Here is a 4,562-nt window from a genome sequence, read left to right as displayed (position 1 = left end):
TTACAGCGTAAACAAAAAGGAGACCGGCTCGGTATTGTCGTTTTAGATTTTTATAATAATGAATTGAGTAATATAGATAATAGGAATGCAGAGCTTATTATTAATACCAACTCTGATGTAATATTAAAAATCTAGGGTCTGTTGATCTTTCTAGAGTGTTTTTTAGACAGCATGGCAAGACGTTATAATTTTCTTCGCCAAAAGTAACCATAATCCTCAAGCTATGCCAAGACTTATGCTAACCGATGCGTAGGGGAAGGAATTTCATTTAATGAAAAGCACTGGCCGCGTTTATAATAAACCGGAACACAGACAAACACTTGAACTTCGAGCGGTTATCCCTTGATGAGTCTACCCCAATAGCTTAGTCGTTGGAGTGTGACTTTTAGGCGGTTTCATTGATGGTCTAAGAAAGGCATTCTGGCTCATTTATTCAAAGTCTTAACCTATTTTGCTGACATAGAATTGGTCTTGATTGATGGCTCGATAGTGCAGTTACTCTGAATGATGAAAGTATTGTTAAAAGTCGAAGTATTCAACTTAAATTTATTCAGCAGTGAGATGTGAAGGATTACCTATTTAGAATTATCAGAAGACCAGGAGCATGATATTATACATACTCAAAAGCTAATTGAGCACTTAAAGCAGATTGATATTTTGATTGCTGATAAAGGTTATGACAGTAATTTTTGTCAAGTTATCGGAGCCCAAGGCGGGACATTAATTATCCAAAAGTTCCACGGTATAAATATGTTTCAGGAGTGGGTATATTGATATTTATATAAACATTGGCATTTAGTAGATAATTATTTTTGAATATTTAAATGTTGTCGAATTATATCAGAAAGTTATGATAAAGCAAGAAGCTGTACCAGTATGGTTTCATTGGCACTTACATTAATGGGGTTCCCAATGTATTTACTACTAATATTTACGCAACAAAAATCAATAGATCTACTTAATAATAGCTGTTTAAATTTAGCAATGTGTTCCTAATCATAATTAGTGGGGGTTTCAGAGTAATTATATAGTAGTGACTAAATATAGTTAATGATATTTATCAAAACAATTATGGTATAAATAATGAATCACAATGCAACGACTGGAACAAATGGAGCCGCACAAGTCAATTATGTTGATTTTTGGAGTGACCCTTATAATACTATTGTCACAAGGAAGTTTCTTCTCTATTATGCAAGTTATAGATGATATGAAGAAGGCAATTAAGGATAGTAAAAGTCAGTATCTATTGTCAGAAGTAGGCGCTGGCATTAAAGCTATTTTGCTCATTTCTACAAATCTGCTTTTCCTAATTTACTCAGCTATACCCGCTTTCTTGAGGTGATGCCCACTGTGTGAGTGCCGCTTTGCCGCTACTTTTCCAGCCTCAAGAGTGGCCCCTCAGACATCGAATTTGTAGATTCAACCAGCATTAAAGTGTGTCATAACCTACGTATTCATCGCCATAAAACCTTGGCGGGGCTGGCGTGCAGAGGTAAAGGCACCATGGGGTGGTTCTATGGCTTTAAGCTGCATTTGATTGTGGATCATCAAGGCGGAATAGTGGCGGCCAAAGTGACTCCTGCGAATGTACATGACACAAAACCGGTGAACGAGATGGTGCACAGTGGCATGAATAAACTCTATGCAGATAAAGGGTATATCAGTAAGGCAACGAGGTGCAGCGCCATTTTTATTAACAGCATCCCGCAAAGTTTACCATCGATAAAGATCCATGGCTTAGATGAGTTTCAAGTGTCCAAACAGTGGCATTAGGAAAGGTAGTTACCATAACATGCTTACTCTGATCATGTTTAAGTCTAAAAGTTTCCGTCAGTTAACAAAGTATGCTCCCGCCCTGACTACTGCATAGCTTATCAATCGTCCGCTAACATTAGGTTTTTGACTTATTTTTATTTGCAAACTTTTCGTTAATGTGCTCTTTTTAAAAAATTTTTTCCTGCTACTTTTAAAAGATAGTCATGAATTACTTCTAATGGTGATAATTATGAATAAGCTAATTACTGATAATGATGTGCCTATAGGTTATAAACTATTGCTGGATACGCTTTCTATATGGGGGGTTTCTCGTTATGTTGGCGTGACTGGTGGCGGGGTAATTCATTTTCTAAAATATATTAATCCACTTGTAAATAATTGCGCGGAAGAACAAAGCTTTTTCTCTATTGCTGAGTATAATGCTGGGTTTATTCCACTAGGATATTATCTGAGCAGCGGTAGAATTGCTGCTGCAGTAGCTACGACAGGAGCGGCGAGTAAGCTACTGAGTTGCGGCCTAAGCGATGCGAAACTGCATGATATTCCAGCTGTATATATTGTCCCCCTCATCGGAGAGGAAATACACGGATATTCACCATTGCAAGATACTACAAAGCATGGTAGCAATATTGTCGCCCAACTACGCAGCGAGTTGCCAGAATCCGTCTTTGTGCTTGACTCGCCAAATACACTCGCTGAAAAATTATCGTCTGCCCGTGTTCAGTTGGAAAGGGCAAAACCAATAGTACTTGTTTTGCTACATAAAGCGCTCAACAGTCCTACATATAATCCCACGAAAACTATTGCATCGATAAAATTACCAGTGCAAAACTTTTCATTCATCGAATTTTGTGACGAATTTCGACACGATATTAAGGGGCGACGTCTAGTATTACTAGTTGGAGAGGAAATGGTCCGCTACCCAAATGCCGCAGCCCTGACTACACAATTTTGTCAGATACTGCGCTGTGCTGCCATCTGGAGTATCAATGGTGCCAATGCGGTGCAACGGGATAATCCTTATGGATTTGGTTATATATCATTCGGGGGTAATGATGAAGCCTTGTCTCTCTATCAATCAATAGGGAAAGATGATGTGTTGTTAGTACTAGGAGCCTGCCCTGATGAATACACTGTTAATTTACAAAAATTTTCTGCCGCTAAAACATTTTTCCTAACCAACTACTCAGGAAGTTATGGACAAATAGATAATAGTTTTTCCCATATGAGCCAAGGAGCATATCACCAGGTCTCTGGCCCACTGGATCAATTATTGCGTAACCTTATGGCTGCTGCACAACAACAGCCGTTCAACAATATTCCCTCACCCTTAGCTCCAAATAATCTCAATCACCGCCAATATCCACCTCCACGCAGCGGTTATGTTGATATGGCCGAACTTTATCAGCGACTTGATCGTTGGTGGCCAGCCGGCTCTATTGGTTTTGATGATGTTTGCCTATCTTATAAAGACAGACAATATGTTACTCAGCGTCCAAATAACAATATTCAATTTTATTCGCTCTACCGAGGCTCTGCAATGGGGGGGGCGTTTGGAGCTGCTATAGGGGCAAAACTTTCACTGCCAACGCGTCCAGTGTTCCTCTTTACTGGTGATGGATGCTTTCGGCTATTTTCAGGTTCATTAGGAGAAGTAAGTGAACTGGGATTAGTAATTTTTCTCGTCAATAATGCCAGTTTTTCGATAGTCGGTCAGGGGTTGCCCATCATCTTACCGGAGATTGAAGAAAAAAAATATCATGCCAACCTAAAGCAATTAGATTATTGTTCAATAGCACGAGCTTGCGGCTGGGAGGCTGAACAACTTGCACCTGATTTGAGTAATCTGAATTACTTATTAGATAAAACAACGGGTAATATAATGAAATCTTTGCTCATTGACATCCCAGTCGACGCGTTACAAGTACTGGGTCGTAATCCTCGAGTACAAAATCTTTAAGGAGAAATTTATGATCAACTTTCCAGACAAGACGCTAATTAAGCATATCGACATTGACTATCAAAAACTGAGTGGTAAACCTCTCCCTAGCCCTAAAAACCTTACCGATCGTAGTTGGTGGCTGCATCATGAGGCGCCATATAGCATATTGGCCCACAATACAGATATCGATCCGTATTTTATTTATGCCAACCAGTATGCGTTGGAATGTTTTGAATACCTGCGCGAGGAGATATCGCGACTCCCCTCACGCTTGAGCACGCCTGTATCCGAACAGCAGAAACGACAATTATTGCTGGATGAGTTAACAAATAAAGGCATCGTCCATGGTTATTCTGGTGTACGGATAACGCGTACGGGTAAATCCTTCAATATCTATAACGGTGCTATCTGGCAGTTAAAAGATAGTGATGGAAAGTTATGGGGACAAGGTGCACTGTTTTGGCTTTCACCTAATGGCAGTGAACACAATTTTGACGTTTGATTACGGCAGCTCATATGAACTGCCCTAGTTTAGCGACCAATATCCCGTTGTGAAAGGTGAATAATCCATTAACACAAATATGCTTTGAATTGTACTGGTCAACCCAAACTGGACACTTTTACTTGAGAATTTTCAAACTCTACAGGTGACAGATCGTCATTAGCAGAATGAAGCCGCTCCAAGTTGTAATATTTCATGTAAGCCGTCACATCTTGCTTCATAAACTCCCTTGTTGGTTGAGCAACTTTAAAAATCCAATCGTGTTTCAAGCTACCAAAGAAACGCTCAACAACGGCGTTATCCCAACACGCTCCCACATCACCCATGCTGGCTCGGATA

The 4,562-nt window shown here is 39.7% G+C and carries 3 protein-coding genes and 2 pseudogenes; 4 read left to right on the top strand and 1 reads right to left on the bottom strand.

Annotation, left to right across the window (positions count from 1 at the left end):
- Positions 1-271: 271 nt before the first annotated feature.
- The 4 genes and pseudogenes from L5L98_RS22060 to L5L98_RS22045 form a co-directional block, all read left to right on the top strand.
- Positions 272-918: pseudogene (locus L5L98_RS22060) on the top strand (IS5/IS1182 family transposase); the annotation flags it as partial.
- 360 nt (positions 919-1,278) lie between these two features.
- Positions 1,279-1,674, top strand: a pseudogene (locus L5L98_RS22055) (IS982 family transposase); the annotation flags it as partial.
- 334 nt (positions 1,675-2,008) lie between these two features.
- Positions 2,009-3,739 (top strand): thiamine pyrophosphate-dependent enzyme, encoded by a 1,731-nt coding sequence (locus L5L98_RS22050; protein ID WP_263143554.1) that lies wholly within the window; start codon positions 2,009-2,011, stop codon positions 3,737-3,739.
- 10 nt (positions 3,740-3,749) lie between these two features.
- Entirely contained in the window at positions 3,750-4,223 is a 474-nt protein-coding gene (locus L5L98_RS22045; RefSeq protein WP_263143553.1) for an MEKHLA domain-containing protein, read from the top strand.
- Positions 4,224-4,321: 98 nt separating this feature from the next.
- Here L5L98_RS22045 and L5L98_RS22040 read toward each other — a convergent pair.
- Positions 4,322-4,562: integrase core domain-containing protein (locus tag L5L98_RS22040; protein WP_263143551.1), on the bottom strand; the 241-nt coding region annotated here is incomplete at its 5' end.

Source organism: Shewanella sp. SM23, assembly GCF_025654295.1.
GTDB lineage: Bacteria > Pseudomonadota > Gammaproteobacteria > Enterobacterales > Shewanellaceae > Shewanella > Shewanella oncorhynchi.
Note: the sequence above shows the minus strand (reverse complement) of the source record. Positions and strands in the feature narration are given on the sequence as shown.

Excerpts from the sequence above, each read along its gene's own strand:
- L5L98_RS22045 (WP_263143553.1), top strand. The coding sequence starts at position 3,750 with ATGATCAACTTTCCAGACAAGACGCTAATTAAGCATATCGACATTGAC.
- L5L98_RS22050 (WP_263143554.1), top strand. The coding sequence starts at position 2,009 with ATGAATAAGCTAATTACTGATAATGATGTGCCTATAGGTTATAAACTA.